The 14474-nt window shown below is 71.1% G+C and carries 11 protein-coding genes; 5 read left to right on the plus strand and 6 right to left on the minus strand.

Annotation, left to right across the window (positions count from 1 at the left end):
* Window positions 1-82: 82 nt before the first annotated feature.
* The 4 genes from PVK74_RS29805 to PVK74_RS29820 are packed head-to-tail and all read right to left on the minus strand — an operon-like array spanning window position 83 to window position 5499.
* Window positions 83-2314, minus strand: coding sequence for an alpha-galactosidase (locus PVK74_RS29805; protein ID WP_274477709.1), 2232 nt, complete (start codon window positions 2312-2314; stop codon window positions 83-85).
* Window positions 2311-3192, minus strand: a complete 882-nt coding sequence (locus PVK74_RS29810; RefSeq protein WP_013284905.1) for a carbohydrate ABC transporter permease — start codon at window positions 3190-3192, stop codon at window positions 2311-2313. The genes PVK74_RS29805 and PVK74_RS29810 overlap by 4 nt, the downstream gene beginning before the upstream one ends.
* Window positions 3189-4145: a carbohydrate ABC transporter permease gene (locus PVK74_RS29815; RefSeq protein WP_064447215.1), complete on the minus strand. Its 957-nt coding sequence runs from the start codon at window positions 4143-4145 to the stop codon at window positions 3189-3191. The genes PVK74_RS29810 and PVK74_RS29815 overlap by 4 nt, the downstream gene beginning before the upstream one ends.
* A gap of 22 nt (window positions 4146-4167) precedes the next feature.
* Window positions 4168-5499, minus strand: a complete 1332-nt coding sequence (locus PVK74_RS29820) for an ABC transporter substrate-binding protein (RefSeq protein ID WP_274477711.1) — start codon at window positions 5497-5499, stop codon at window positions 4168-4170.
* A gap of 280 nt (window positions 5500-5779) precedes the next feature.
* Here PVK74_RS29820 and PVK74_RS29825 point away from each other — a divergent pair, with 280 nt between their 5' ends.
* The 4 genes from PVK74_RS29825 (at window position 5780) to PVK74_RS29840 (ending at window position 10471) form a co-directional block, all read left to right on the plus strand.
* Window positions 5780-7789: a beta-galactosidase gene (locus PVK74_RS29825; protein ID WP_274477712.1), complete on the plus strand. Its 2010-nt coding sequence runs from the start codon at window positions 5780-5782 to the stop codon at window positions 7787-7789.
* A 35-nt stretch (window positions 7790-7824) separates the two neighbouring features.
* On the plus strand, window positions 7825-8601 hold the full coding sequence (locus PVK74_RS29830) for a DeoR/GlpR family DNA-binding transcription regulator (RefSeq protein ID WP_030501763.1): 777 nt from the start codon (window positions 7825-7827) through the stop codon (window positions 8599-8601).
* Window positions 8602-8658: 57 nt separating this feature from the next.
* Entirely contained in the window at window positions 8659-9378 is a 720-nt protein-coding gene (locus PVK74_RS29835; RefSeq protein WP_104114909.1) for a hypothetical protein, read from the plus strand.
* A gap of 100 nt (window positions 9379-9478) precedes the next feature.
* Window positions 9479-10471 (plus strand): sporulation protein, encoded by a 993-nt coding sequence (locus tag PVK74_RS29840; protein ID WP_104114908.1) that lies wholly within the window; start codon window positions 9479-9481, stop codon window positions 10469-10471.
* Between the two features lie 61 nt (window positions 10472-10532).
* On the opposite strand, the gene PVK74_RS29845 is transcribed toward PVK74_RS29840, so the two are convergent.
* A complete protein-coding gene (locus tag PVK74_RS29845; protein ID WP_043325541.1) occupies window positions 10533-10907 on the minus strand; it encodes a hypothetical protein in 375 nt (124 codons plus the stop codon).
* A 286-nt stretch (window positions 10908-11193) separates the two neighbouring features.
* On the opposite strand from PVK74_RS29845, the gene PVK74_RS29850 reads away from it, so the two are divergent.
* On the plus strand, window positions 11194-11616 hold the full coding sequence (locus PVK74_RS29850; RefSeq protein WP_043325539.1) for a hypothetical protein: 423 nt from the start codon (window positions 11194-11196) through the stop codon (window positions 11614-11616).
* Window positions 11617-12114: 498 nt separating this feature from the next.
* On the opposite strand, the gene PVK74_RS29855 is transcribed toward PVK74_RS29850, so the two are convergent.
* Window positions 12115-14334: a HelD family protein gene (locus PVK74_RS29855; protein ID WP_233514720.1), complete on the minus strand. Its 2220-nt coding sequence runs from the start codon at window positions 14332-14334 to the stop codon at window positions 12115-12117.
* Window positions 14335-14474 lie beyond the last annotated feature (140 nt).

Consider the following 14474-nt stretch of genomic DNA (forward strand, 5'->3'; position numbering starts at 1 on the left):
TAGTGCGTGATCAAGGAGTTTGTGTCCCGTTCGGACGCCTGCGGTGACACAAACTCCTTGATCACCGGGGTGGGGCGCGGGGTCAGGCCGCGACCACCTCCAGCAGGAGGGCCTGTTCGGGGTGCAGAGCCGGCAGTTGCAGGCCGACCGAGGTCAGCACCGAACCGGTCACCGTGATGCCGTCGCCCGGCCAGGCCAGCCAGCCCGGCGGGGACAGCTCCAACATCGCCGGCTCGGGCGCCTCGGTGGGCGGACGGACCCGGTAGCGCCGGGCCGGGTCCAGCCCGGGCAGCCGCACCACGCCCGGCACCTGAGCCGCCGAGGTGGCGACCCGGCTGACCGCGTACACCGCGTGGTCGCGGTCGTGGGCGACCACGCCGTGGGCCTGCACGGCCGGGTCCGGGTGGTCGACCCGGACCACCCGGCCGCCGTGCAGCAGCGGGCGCAGCCGCTTGTGCAGCGCCACCCAGGCGGCGAGTTCGGCCCGCTCGGTCGCGTCGATCGCGGTGATGTCCCACTCGATGCCGTGGTGGCCGAACAGCGCGGTGACCGCCCGGAAACCCAGGTCGTGCACGCGGTGCGTGGTATGCGAGCGCTGCGGCCCGATGTGCGTGCCGATCAGCTCCGGCGGCAGCAGCAGGCCGGTCCAGCGCTGGATGGACAGCCGTTCCAGCGCGTCGTTGCAGTCACTGGCCCACACCCGGTCGGTGCGGCGCAGGATCTCCAGGTCGACCCGGGCGCCGCCGGACGAGCAGCTCTCGATCTCGACGCCCGGGTGCCGGGCGCGCAGCTCGTCCAGCAGCCGGTAGACCGCCAGGGTCTGCGCGTGCACCCCGGGCCGCCCGGCGTGCCCGGCCTCGGTGAGGTCGCGGTTGTGGTCCCACTTCAGGTACGCGATCCCGTCGTGCTCGCTCAGCACCGCGTCGAGCCGTTCGAGCAGGTACGCGTACGCGTCCGGGTTGGCCAGGTCGAGCACCTGCTGGTGCCGCCACGGCGGTGGCAGCCGGCCCGGCGTCTGGAGCACCCAGTCCGGGTGGGCGCGGAACAGGTCGGAGTCGGGGTTGACCATCTCCGGCTCCACCCAGAGCCCGAACTGCATGCCGTGCCCGCGTACGTGGTCGATCAGCGGCTGCAACCCGTCCGGCCAGACCTCGCCGTCGACCCACCAGTCGCCGAGCCCGGCCTGGTCGTGCCGCCGGCCCCGGAACCAGCCGTCGTCGAGCACGAAGCGTTCCACACCGACCTCGGCGGCCGCGTCGGCGAGCGCCCGCAGCCGGTCCAGGTCGTGGTCGAAGTAGACCGCCTCCCACACGTTCAGCGTCACCGGCCGCGGTGTGCGCGGGTGCGACGGGCGGGCCCGCAGGTGCGTGTGCAGCGCCTCGCTGAGCCCGTCCAGCCCGTCGGTGGAGTGTGCCGCGTAGAGCAGGGGAGTGGCGTACTCCTCGCCCGGCCCGAGCACTATTTCGCCGGGCGCCAGCAGCTCACCGCCGCCGAGCGTGGACTCACCTGTCGGGCGGCGCTCGGCGGCGGTGACGTGGTCGCCGCTCCACGCGGTGTGCACCGCCCACACCTCGCCGTGCCGGAAGCCGAACCCGGCGGTGCCCGCGACCAGCAGCAGCGTGGCGTCGTGGCCGGTGCGGCCGTGCCGCCCCTCGCGCACCCACGCGCCCATCGGCCACGGGTGCCGCTGCGGCGCGCGTTCCCGGCACCACCGTCCGGTCAGGTCGAGCAGTTCGGTGGCGACCGCCGGCACCGGCAGCACGGGCGTCAGTTCCCGCAGCTCGTACCGGCCGTCGCCGTCGTTGCGCAGCCGGTGCCGCAGCGTGAGCACGCCCGCCGGGTCCAACGTGATCTCGACGGTCAGGCTCAGCCCCGCATCCGCGTCCGCCGCCCGCACCACCACCCGCCCGGAGGAAAGGAAGGGCCCCTTGTTAACGCCTGGTGCATGTAAAGGGGCCCCTCCTAACCGCGCGGGCCCGCCGGCGGCGGCACCATCGGGCGGCGCTGCGGGCTCGTCGTGCACGTCGAGGCCGGTGAGGCGGAACGCCGTCGACCAGTCCCGGCCGTCGCGGTGACCGGCGAGACCGGGCCGCCCGCTCCAGCCGGCGCTCGCCTCGGGCAGCAGCGACAGCACAGTGGGTGCGTCGAAGCTGCTCGGCACCACCGGCGGCACCGTCGCGTCGGCGAGCGCCGGCAGGTCCTCGTCGGGCAGCGGGCCGAGGTCGGCGCCCCAGTGCACGACCCGGGGCAGCCCCGGGCCGCGTGCGTCGAGCACCAGGCTGGTCCGCGCGCGGCGCAGGTGGACGATCGTCATCCCTTGGAGGCTCCCAGCGTCAGACCCCGGACGAACTGCTTCTGCAGCAGGAAGAAGATCACCAGGGTGGGGATCGCGACCAGAACCGAACCGGCCGAGACCAGGTTGTTGTCGGTGAAGAACTCGCCGCGCAGGTTGTTCAGCGAGCTGGTGACCGGGAACTTGTCGCCGGTACGCATGAGCACAGTGGCCCAGAAGAACTCGTTGTAGATCCAGGTGACCTCCAGCGTCGCCAGCGCGGCGAGCGCCGGCCGGCACAGCGGCATCGTCACCTGCCAGTACTGCCGCCACACGTTCGCGCCGTCGACCATCGCTGCCTCGTACAGCTCGTGCGGCAGCGCCTTCATGTAGTTGCTGAGCACGAACACGCAGAAGCCGCACTGGAACGCGACGTTGACCAGGATCAGCCCCCAGTAGCTGTCGTACAGCAGCTCCGAGTCGCTCATCCAGGCCGGCAGCGGGATCTCGGTGAACATCCGGAACAGCGGGATGAGCAGCGCCTGCTGCGGCAGCAGGTTCGCCGCGGTGAACAGGCCGAGCAGCGCGATGTTGAGTTTCCAGCTGAACCGGGCGATCACGAACGCCACGCACGAGGCGAGGAAGAGCGTGAGCAGCACCGCCGGGACCGTGATGTACGCCGAGTTGAGGAAGTGCTTGCCGAACTCGGCGGTACGCCAGGCGGTGACGTAGTTGTCGACGGTCCAGCCGCCGAGCGACACGTAGCCGTTGGCGGCGGTGTACTCGTAGGAGCGGAACGAGGTGAGCACCGCCCACAGGATCGGGAACAGCCAGCCCACTGCGACCGTACCCAGGAAGAGGTGCAGGACGACCCGGGCGGGCCGCACGGGGCGGCGGCGGCCGGCGGAGACGGCGGTCATCGCTTGTCCTCCCGCATCACGGTCCAGAGGTAGATGGTGATGAAGACGAGCGAGACGGCCAGCATGATCGTCGCCAGCGCGGAGCCGAAGCCGATCCGGCTGGCCTCGCCGACCACGTTCTGGGTGACCAGCGCGGAGATCAGCTCCAGCCCGTTGCGGCCCTTGTTGATGACCCAGACCAGGTCGAACGCGCGCAGCGACTCGATCACCGTCACCACCAGCACGATGATGTTGATGGGGCGCATCACCGGGAAGACGACCCGGAAGAACGTGCTGGTCTCCGAGGAGCCGTCGACCGCGGCGGCCTCCCGCAGGGACGGGTCGACGCCCTTGAGGCCGGCCAGGTAGAGCAGCATGATGTAGCCGACGTGCCGCCAGCCGGCCGCGACCAGCACGGCCCAGATGTTGACGTTCGGGTCGCCGTACCAGTCGGTCTCGCCGCCGAACACGCCGTTGAGCAGCCCCTGGTCGCGGCTGTAGATGAGCTGCCAGACGAAGCCGATGAGCGCCAGCGACAGCACCACCGGCAGGTAGAGCGCGGTCTGGTAGAAGCGGCTGCCGCGAATCTCCTTGTCCAGCAGCACGGCGAGGAACATGCCGAACGGGGTGGCCACCACGAACAGCGCGGCCAGCCAGAGCAGGTTGTTCTGCACCGCGGGGACGAACGGCGGGTAGATGTTCACCACGTCGTCGTAGTTCTTGAGGCCGACCCACTCGATCTCGGAGACCGGGCCGATGCCGTCCCAGTTCGTGCCGGAGAGCAGCACCGTCGCCACCGCGGGCAGCCAGACCAGGCCGGCGACGAGCAGCAGGGGTACCAGCACCATGAGCGTGATGACCACGCGGTCGGTGCGGGACAGGAGCCGTAGCCGGCGACCGCGACCACCGTTGCTGGTGGTCGCGGCCGGCGGCGGCACGGCGCGATCCGCTTGGATCAGGGGCAGGTCGGACATGATGTCCTTCCCCCTTCCGCCGTCAGCTGGTGAAGATCGACTTCTTCTGGTTCTCGATGCTGGTGAGCAGCCCGCCGATGTCCTTCGGGTCCTTGATGAACTGCTGCAACGCCGGGATCATCACGGTGGAGGCGAAGTCCGGCCGGGTGTCGCGGTCGAGGAACTGGGCGATCTCGGTGGCGGAGCCGACCAGCTCGGCGGCCTTCTTCTGCAGCGCGGTGTAGGCACCGGTGTCCGCGCCGCTGTTGGCGACGAGCGTGCTCGGGTCGTTCTTCACCGTGATGTCCGCTGCCTCCTTCGAGCCCAGGTACGTCAGCAGCTTCTGCGCGGCGTCCTTGGACTTCGGCTTGCGGGCCATCATGTAGCCGTCGATCGGGGCGTCCAGGGCCTTCGCGCCGATGGTGGAGTCGATCTCGGGGAACGTGAAGAAGTCCAGGTCCTCCAGGTCGGCGCCGCTGAACTGCTGGCCGACGAACAGGCCGAGCAGGTACATGCCGCTCTTCTTCTGCTGCAGCGACTGCGCGGCCTCCTGCCAGGTGCGGCCGAGCGAGTCCGGCTGGTGCAGGGGGAGCAGCCCGGCCCAGGTGTCGAAGACCTTCTTCACCTTGTCGGAGGTCCACGCCTCCTTGCCGGCCATCAGGTCGATGTGGAACTGGTAGCCGTTGATCCGCAGGTTGAGGATGTCGAACGTGCCCATCGCCGGCCAGCCGTCCTTGTCGGCGAACGCGATCGGGTTCAGCCCGTCCTTCTTCATCTGCGCGCCGAGCGTGTTCAGGTCGTCCAGCGTCTTCGGCACCTCGTAGCCGCGCTGCTGCCACACCGACTTGCGGTAGAAGACGGCCCACGGGTAGTACGACGCGGGCACGAAGTACTGCTTGCCGTCGTCGCCGGTGGACGCCTTCTTGAACGCGTCGGAGTAGCCGTCGAGCTTGCCCCACACGTCGCTGAGGTCACCGGCCAGGCCCTTTGCGGCGAAGAACCGCATCCGGTAGCCGGCGAACCAGGTGAACACGTCGTCCGGCTTGCCCTGCAGGTAGTTGTTGATGTTCTCCTGGAACGTGTTGTGGTCGACCGTGTTGATGTTGACGGTCACCCCGGAGGACGTCTTGAAGCCGTCCATCACCTTCGCGACGACGTCCTTGGGCTTCGGGTCCGACTGGTTCGAGCCGACCGAGACGCTCTTGGCGTCACCGCCGGATCCGGAGTCCGAGTCGCCGCAGCCGGCGAGCAGACCGGTGCCGAGCAGCGCTCCCGCGCCGGTCGCGCCGGCGAGCAGCGAGCGCCGGTTCAGGCCGGCGACGGACGGGGGTACGAGCCGGGCGAGGTATTCGGCTTGCGAGCGGGGACGGGACATGGTGCCTCCTGCGTGGAAGAGGTGCGCTGCGCTCATGGACCGTGATCGTTGGCGGTGAGCGGTGTTCGTGTCGGTCGCGGTAGATCCACCGAGAATCCACACGTCCGAACACAAACAGCCGGTGGCGCTTGAAGCTACCCCTTGGCGCGGCGCTGTCAAGAGGGCAAAAAGGCGACGCCGTCGGCGGTTAGGCGGGGCAAAGAGCCGGTAAACGTTGGAACTTCAGTCGATGTTGGAAAGTGTTGACTTGGGTGCTGTTCGGGGGGCAACCTCTGCTGTCATGCGGAACTGGCACGGCGAGGGCATCTGGTACGGCGCCGACTACAACCCGGAGCAGTGGCCCGAGCAGACGTGGACCGAGGACGTCGAACTCATGCGACGGGCGGGGGTCAATCTGGTCTCGGTCGGCATCTTCTCCTGGGCCCTGCTGGAGCCCACCCCCGGTCGGTACGTCTTCGACTGGCTGGACCGGGCGATCGACCTGCTGCACGACGGCGGCATCAGCGTCGACCTGGCCACCGCCACCGCCAGCCCGCCACCGTGGCTGGCGCACCGGCACCCGGAGACGCTGCCCCGCCGCGCCGACGGCACGGTGCTCTGGCCCGGCGGCCGGCAGGCGTACTGCCCCAGCTCGCCGGTGTTCCGGGACCACTCGCTCGCCCTGGTCGAGGCGGTCGCCCGGCGGTACGCGCGCCACCCCGCCGTCGTGCTCTGGCACGTCTCCAACGAACTCGGCTGCCACAACGTGCACTGCTACTGCGACGTCAGCGCCGAGGCGTTCCGCGGCTGGCTGCGCGAGCGCTACGGCGACCTGGACTCGCTCAACGCCGCCTGGGGCACCGCGTTCTGGAGCCAGCGCTACCACGACTGGGCCGAGATCAACCCGCCGCGTACCGCGCCGACGTTCGCCAACCCCACCCAGCAGCTGGACTTCCTGCGGTTCTCCTCCGACGAGCAGCGCGCCCAGCTGCGCGCCGAGCGGGAACTGCTGAACCGGCTCGTCCCGCAGCCGGTCACCACGAACTTCATGATCGGCACCGGCATCAAGTACCTGGACTACCACTCCTGGGCCGCCGACGTGGACGTGGTCGCCAACGACCACTACCTCACCGCCGCCGACCCGCAGCCACAGGTCAACCTGGCGCTCGCGGCCGACCACACCCGGGGCGTGGCGGGCGGCGCGCCCTGGCTGCTGATGGAGCACTCCACCAGCGCCGTCAACTGGCAGCCCCGCAACGTGGCCAAGACACCCGGTCAGATGCGCCGCAACAGCCTCGCCCACGTCGCGCGCGGCGCCGACGGCGTGCTGTTCTTCCAGTGGCGGGCCTCCCGGGCCGGCGCGGAGAAGTTCCACTCCGCGCTGGTGCCGCACGCCGGCCCGGACACCAAGGTGTTCCGCGAGGTCTGCCGGCTCGGCGCCGACCTGCGCGCGCTCGCCGAGGTACGCGGCAGCCGCGTCGACGCCGACGTGGCCATCCTCTTCGACTACGAGGCGTGGTGGGGCGCCGAACTCGACTCCCACCCGAGCGTCGACGTCACCTACACCGACCGGTTGTCCGCGCTGCACGCCGCGCTCTGGCGGGCCGGGATCACCGCCGACGTGGTGCACCCCTCGGCCGACCTGTCCCGTTACCGGCTCGTCGTGGTTCCCACGCTCTACCTCGTCCGCGACGCCGACGCCGACGCGCTGCGCCGGTTCGTGGAGGCCGGCGGCACCGCTGTGGTCACCTACTTCAGCGGCATCGTCGACGAGCACGACCACATCCGGCTCGGCGGCTACCCCGGCGCGTACCGCGACCTGCTCGGCGTACACGTCGAGGAGTTCTTCCCGCTGCGGGCCGGCGAGACGGTACGCCTCGACGACGGCGCCCGCGCCGACGTGTGGACCGAGTGGCTGCACGCCGAGGGCGCGGAGGTGCTGGCCGCGTACGCCGACGGGCCCCTGCCCGGCGTGCCGGCGCTGACCCGCAACGCCGTCGGCGCGGGCGCGGCCTGGTACGTCGGCACCCGGCTCGACGACGAGGCCACCGACCGGCTGGTGGCCCGGTTGCTGGCCGAGGCCGGCGTCCGGCCGCCGGTGAGCGCGCCGACCGGGGTGGAGGTGGTCCGCCGCCGCGCGGCGGACCGGAGCTGGCTGTTCCTGATCAACCACACCACCGAGCCGGTACGGTTGCCGGTCACCGGCGTCGAGCTGCTCGGCGGCGCCCGCTGCGACGGCGAGCTGGAGGTGCCGGCGGGGGAGGTGGCGGTGGTCCGCGAGGAGCCCGCGCCGGCGCCCGTGAGCGCCTGACCGCAACCCTGCCGTTCGCGCCGATGGAGGTCCACATGCTCGCCCAGCAACGGCAGAGCGCCATCCTGGAGTTGATCCGCCAGAGTGGCGGCGTCCGGGTCAGTCACCTGGTCAGCCGCTTCGGGGTGTCCGACATGACGATCCGCCGCGACCTGGAGGTGCTGGCCGAACGCGGCCTGATCGACAAGGTGCACGGCGGCGCGACGCTCGCCGGTCCCGGCTCCACCGAGGAGCCCGGCTTCGCCGCCAAGTCGGTCCGCCAGCAGGCCGAGAAACGCGCCATCGTGGAGCGGGCCGCCGGCCTGGTCGAGCCGGGGATGGCGGTGGCGCTGTCCGCCGGCACCACCACCGCCGCGCTGGCCGCGCGGCTGGCCGAGGTACGCGGGATCACTGTGGTCACCAACTCGATCCCGGTGGCCGACGCGCTCTACCAGAACCCCCGCGCCGATCAGACAGTCGTGCTGACCGGCGGCATCCGTACCCCGTCGGACGCGCTGACCGGCCCGGTCGCCGAGGCGGCGATAGCCGCGCTCAACGTCGACCTGCTCTTCCTCGGCGTGCACGGGATGAGCCCGCGTACCGGGTTCACCACGCCGAACCTGCTGGAGGCGGCGGTGAACCGGCGGCTGATCGGTTCCGCCCGGCGGCTAGTGGTGCTGGCCGACCACACCAAGTGGGAGACGATCGGCATCGCCACCATCGCGCCGCTGGAGGAGGCCGACATGCTGATCACCGACAGCGGCCTGTTGCCGGAGGCCCGACGCCAACTCGGCGAGCAGGTCGGCGAACTGGTGGTGGTCCGGGCGGACTGACAGCCGGCCCGCCGTCGGCTACCCTCTGCCCTCGCCATGACCGACGGGGGAGACAACATGGACGGTGATCGTCAGTACGCCGAGGCGCCAGCCCAGCCGGCAGGCCCGCAGCAGGCGAGACCCGGCAGGCGGAAGATCCTGCTCGGCGTGCTCGCCGCGCTGCTCGTCTGCGGCGGTCTCTGCGGCGTCGGTCAGCTCATCACCAACGTGGTCAACCAGGACGACTGGGAGGGCCTCGGCCGCCCGGTGACGTCACCGGCGGTGCCCGAGTCGCCGAAACCGACCTGGCCCAAGCCCAACCTCCTCTACGGCCGACCCGATCCGGGCATCCGGCACACGCTGGAGCAGAACGTGCTCGACTCCGCCGGTGTGCTGAAGCCGATGACGAGCTCCTGCGACAACAAGGGATTCACCGGCGAACACGCGGCGACGTTCGACTGCACAGTCACGTACGCCGGACTCGACGTGGTCTACACGGTCGTCGCCACACCGTCGGGCTCCCAGCTCTTCAAGTGGACGGCGACCGCCGAGCGGACGGTGGTCACCCGGGACGGGCTGCTCGCCCTGTTCCACCGCCAGTACACGAGCGACAACCGCTGGAGCGACCTGCGGTGCGACGAGTTCCCGGAGGTCGCGCTGGTGCCGGTCGGCAAACCCCTGCCGCAGTTCTGCTACGCGAAACTCGACGACCGGATCAAGACCAGCCGGATCCGTATCACCCCCGACGCCGACAGCCCGCCGACGCTGGAGACCGAGCACCAGGAGGAGGGCCTGTGATCCGGTGCGCCTCACAGCCACTTCTCAGTCGCGGCATTTAGGGTGCCCTGACGAAGCGTCCGACGGTCCATGTCGGAATGCAGTTCAGCGGGAGTGACCGATGGTCTTCAAGAAGATGTTGAGCGCGTTCGGCGTGGGCGGTCCGAGCGTGGACACGGTGCTCACCAACCCGAACACCCGGCCCGGGCTGACCCTGGACGGTCACGTCAACCTGGTCGGTGGCGACAGCCCGGCGCGGATCGAGCAGATCAACCTCGGCCTGGTCACCCGCGTCGAGATCGAGAGCGGCAACCACGAGTACGCGGGCGTCATGGAGTTCCACCGGCTGCCCGTCAGCGGCGCGTTCGATCTGGCGCCGAAGCAGCAGCTGTCGATCCCGTTCCAGATGCCGGTGCCGTGGGAGACCCCGATCACCGACGTCTACGGTCAGCGCCTGCACGGCATGACCATGGGCCTGCGTACGGAGCTGGCGGTGGCCCGCGCCGTCGACAAGTCCGACCTGGACCAGGTGTCGGTGCACCCGCTGCCGGTCCACGAGCGCATCCTGGAGGCGTTCCAGGCGCTCGGTTTCCGGTTCAAGCACGCCGACCTGGAGCGCGGGCACATCTACGGCGTGCCGCAGACGCTGCCGTTCTACCAGGAGATCGAGTTCTTCGCCGCGCCGCAGTACGCGCAGACCGTCACCGAGGTCGAGCTGACGTTCGTGACCAGCCCGCAGGGCGTCGAGGTGATCCTGGAGTGCGACAAGCGGGGCGGCTTCCTCAGCCCCGGGCACGACGTGATCGGCCGCTACTCGGTCCCGCACACCGACGCCGCCCGTACCGACTGGGTGCAGGTCGTCGACGGCTGGCTGCGGGAGACCACCGGCCGCTACGGCAGCATGCGCGCCCAGGGCTTCGGCATGCCGCACCACGGCGGCCACGGCTACCCGGGTCACCACGGCTACGCCGGCCACGGGCGGCGCGGCCCGGGCATGGGCGGCGTCATCGCGGGCGCCGCGCTGGGCGTCGCCGGCGGCATGATCGCCGGCGAGATGCTCGACGACGCCTTCGACGGCGGCGGCGACGACTTCGGGGACTTCGGCGAGGAGTGAGCAGACGCGACGACGCCCCCGGGACGGATCCCGGGGGCGTCGCCGTTCGCGCGGCGTCGGATCAACGTCCGCGGCGCTCCTTGCCGGAGCGGCGCGCGCTGCCCGCCTTCGACAGGCCACGGCTGACCAGGTACGCGCCGGTCAGCGCGGTCAGGTACCACCAGGCCTGGTTCGGGTTGTTGATGTTCAGGCCGTTGGCGGTGGTGCCCTTCCAGAACGCGGCGATCACCACGAGCGCGACCGCTGCGGCGTACACCCAGAACTCGGTGGTCAGGAACGCCTGCTTCGTCTCCGTACCCGGGGACGGCATGTTCTCCCGGTGACCGTCGTGCATCGACGGCATGTGCCGGGTCGACGTGTCCTGCATGCTCGACCGGTTCTGGACGTCGGACATCGGCCGGTTCATCGGCCTGGTGGATGCAGCCTGCGTGCTCATCTGGTCCTCCTCAGGATTTGATGAGTCGTTAACCTGCACACCCTCGCCCCGCTACCGCAGGTCGGCCACGGCGCGGTTCGCGCTCTGTGGCGGGGGCACCCTGGGTCTACCCGAGGCCGGAGACAAGGTAACCGCCGGTCGCCGTCGAATGGCCACCACGCTCGGCCTTGCAGCCGGAACCGGACACGAGGGCGCACACCGGTCCTCCCGCCGCCGGTTCCGGTTTCAGCCACCCACCCTCGGGCACGCAACACCGATACCCCGAGAGAGCTGCGAGGTGGTTGACGTGCGTGAGGACGACATGCGGCAGGACGCCGCCCGGCGGGCCGAGCAGCGGGTCGCCGGCGGCGTGTACGGCGACGGCGCGCTGGACGAGATCACCGTGCCGCAGACCGACGTGGAACGGATGCGGCAGGAACTCGACCCGGACGACCCGGCGGACGTACCCGTCGACCCGACGGTGCTGCGCGACGGCGGACCGACCCGGGGTCAGGGCGCGGTGACCACGACCGGTGGCACGGCCGGCCCGGCCAGTGTGCGCCGGTTGGCCCGGCAGCCCGAGAAGCACCCGGGCAAGGTGGCCCCGACGACGACCGGGGACGCGGGTACGGGTGGCCTGAGCACCCCGGCCGGTGGCTCCACGAGCGACAATTCGGCCACCGGCGCGCAGGTGGGCAACTTCACCAACAATCGCCCTAATCCGGGCTGACCGAGGCAGCACGCGAGGGCGGGGGCGGCCTCCGGCCACCCCCGCCCTCGCGCACCCGCGTCTTGACTGCGCCACTTCGCCGAAGTGGCGTGGTCAGCGCGGCCATGATGTAGCAACTTCCCCGTTCTGGTGCGAGGGTCGCCAGTTCGGCGGGGTGGTGTGGTCGGGGCGGGTGTGATGCAGCAACTTCCCCGATCTGGTGCGCGTGACCGCCACTCCGGCGAACTGGCGCGAACAGGCCACCCGGACACACGCCCCCGTCCGCCGCCCCCAAGCCCGCACTCGCCGATCTTGCACTTCCGACCCGAAAAATATCCGTTTGATGGCGCTTTTCCGGGGCCGCAACTCCATGATCGCGGAGCGGGGCGAGGGGCGAGAGTGGGCACGGCGGGACATGGGGCAGCACGTGCTCGACCCCGTCGATCATGAAGTTGGCGGCCGACTTGGAGATCGACAAGGCCGCCAACTTCATGATCAACGGGGCGGAGGCGGAGGCGGTCAGGGGGTGCGGAGGATGCCCAGGCGCTGGGTGGCTCTTGTCAGGGCCACGTAGAGGTCGCTGTGGCCCCTCGGGGACTCGGACACGATGCGGGCCGGGTCGACCACCAGCACCGAGTCGAACTCCAGGCCCTTGGCCTGCTCGGTGGTCAGCACCACCACCCGGTTCGCCAGCTCGGGCTGCTCACCCACTGTCGCCTCCGGCAGCGCCGCCACCACCGCGCCGCCCAGCTCGTCCACCCGCCCGGTGGGCACCAGCACGCCGAGCCGCCCGTCGCCGAGCGACGCGGCCTCCCGGGCGGTCGCCTCGACCAGTTCGGTCACGAGGCGGTCCGCCGGCACGGTCCGGTCCCAGGGCGGTACGCCGGTGGCGCGTACGGAGCGGGGTGGCCGCAGCGCCCTGTCGATCTCGGCGAGCACGTCGGCGGCGACCGCCATGATCTCGGCCGGGGTGCGGTAGCTGACTGTCAGCTCCTCCAGCCGCCACCGGTCCGCCACGTACGGCGCGAGCGCCTCGCCCCACGACGGCGTGCCGGCGAGCGCGCCGGTCTGCGCCACGTCCCCGACGATCGTCATGGACCGGCTGGGGCAGCGGCGCATCAGCAGCCGCCACGCCATCGGCGACAGCTCCTGCGCCTCGTCCACGATGACGTGCCCGAACGCCCAGGTGCGGTCGGCGGCGGCGCGTTGGGCGGTGGTGAGCCGGTCGGACTCCTCCTGCCGTTCGGAGAGCCGGTCGGCGTCGATCAGGTCGGTGACGCCGAGGATCTCACCGCCGTCTGCCTCGTCCTCGACGTCGATGGAGCGGGAGCCGCGCCAGATCTCCAGCACGCCCTCGGCGTACTCGCGTTCCAGCGCCCGGATCCGCTCCCGCCGGGCGACGGCGGCGCGTTCGTCCTCGCCGAGCAGTTCGGCGGCCTCGTCCAGCAGCGGTACGTCGGCGGGCGTCCAGCCGCCCGGCTCGCGGTGCAGCGCGGCCCGTTCGGCGTCGGTGAGCATGGGCGCGGCGGTGGCGATCCGCTCCGGCGAGGCGTACAGGTCGGCGAGCAGGCGTTGCGGGGTGAGCACCGGCCACAGCTCGTCCAGCGCCGCGCGGATCTCCGGCTCCTCGCGCAGCTCACGGCGGATCTCCGCGCGGTCGGCCTCGGAGAGCAGGTTCTCCCCGCCGAGCGGGTCGGCGCCGATCCGCTCGGCCACCTGGTCGGCGAGCGCGTGGACGATCTCCACGTCGAACAGGGCGCGGGCCAGGTTGTGCGGGCGGCCGGTGCGGCGTACCCGGTCGCGGGCCTGCCGCACGGTGTCCGGGTCGAGCGTCAGCACCTCCCGCTGCGGCAGTTCGATGGTGACCGGCTCGTCGGGCACCCACTGCCGGTCGCGGACCGCGGCGGCGAGCACGTCGGCCAGCACCGCGCGGCCTTTCAGCGCGGCGGTGGTGGCGGGCTCCGCGCGGCGCGCGTGCACGCCGGGGAACAGGTCTGCCTGGGTACGCAGCAGCACGCCGGTCTCGGCCAGCGTGGGCAGCACCTGGGAGATGTAGCGCAGGAACGTGGCGTTCGGGCCGACCAGCAGCACACCGCGGGTGGAGAGCTGCTGGCGGTGGGTGTAGAGCAGGTACGCGGCGCGGTGCAGCGCCACCGCCGTCTTGCCGGTGCCGGGCCCGCCCTGCACCACCATCACGCCGGGCAGGTCGGCGCGGATGATCCGGTCCTGTTCGGCCTGGATGGTCTCGACGATGTCGCGCATCCGGCCGGTCCGCCCGGCGTTGAGCGCGGCGAGCAGTGACGCCTCGCCGGTCAGTTCCTCGTGGGCGGTGGGGGAGGCGGCGGTGATGTCCAGCACCTCGTCGTTGAGCCCGGTCACCTTCCGGTCGCGGGTACGCAGGTGCCGACGGCGGCGTACGCCCTGCGGGTTGGCGGCGGTGGCCAGGTAGAACGGCCGGGCGGCGGGGGCGCGCCAGTCCATCAGCAGCGGGTCGTAGTCGCCGGAGGAGTCGAAGATCCCGATCCGGCCGATGTAGCGGACCGCGCCGTCGTCGCCGTCGAGGCGGCCGAAGCACAGGCCGCTCTCCACCGCGGAGAACTGCTCGACCTGGTCGGCGTACATCGCCACGGTCGAGTCGCGCTGGGAGCGGGCCTGCTGCGTGCCGCCGGTGTGACGCAACTCCTCGTCGAGCCGCCGGGCGGCCTGTTCCCGCATGCCGTCCAGCCGGTCGTACAGCATCGAGACGTATTCCTGCTCGCGGCCGATCTCGTCGTCCTGGCGCAGGTCAGCCGACACGTCGGAGTGCGTTGACAATCCGGCTCCTCATTGACTAAAATTGCCGCAGGAATGGCATTCAGAAGCCATTCCTTTTTTGTGCC

Origin of the sequence: Micromonospora chalcea (assembly GCF_028768405.1) — a bacterium.
GTDB classification, from domain to species: domain Bacteria; phylum Actinomycetota; class Actinomycetes; order Mycobacteriales; family Micromonosporaceae; genus Micromonospora; species Micromonospora chalcea.